Origin of the sequence: Pseudomonas sp. 20P_3.2_Bac5, assembly GCF_025466035.1 — a bacterium.
Classification (GTDB): domain Bacteria; phylum Pseudomonadota; class Gammaproteobacteria; order Pseudomonadales; family Pseudomonadaceae; genus Aquipseudomonas.
Genome location: NZ_JANLOA010000046.1, coordinates 1 through 268 on the forward strand (window position 1 = coordinate 1; position 268 = coordinate 268).

1 protein-coding gene is annotated in these 268 nt (G+C 56.3%); it reads right to left on the reverse strand.

What is annotated here, in order from left to right:
• Positions 1–10: 10 nt before the first annotated feature.
• Positions 11–268 (reverse strand): integrase core domain-containing protein (locus NTD88_RS07935; RefSeq protein ID WP_262154250.1); only part of this gene is annotated, 258 nt, incomplete at its 5' end.

A 268-nucleotide genomic window follows, 5' to 3' on the forward strand; every position in this document is an offset into this window, starting at 1 on the left:
CCGACAGGCCTCAAAACGCCCGATGCACCGCATCGGGCGTTTTGTTTTTCAGAGCCATATGAGGCCGTTCTGTGTTGTAGATCTGCACTGCCTCGTCAACCATCTGCCTCGCTTGCTCCAGATCTTCGGGGCTGCTCAACAGCAGCTCCATCTTGAGGATTCCGTTGACTCGCTCGGCCAGCGCGTTCTGGTAGCAGTCATACCCATCAGTCATGGAGCACTGAACGCCGTGCCGTTGATGCAGTGACTGGTATAGCGCCGAGCAATA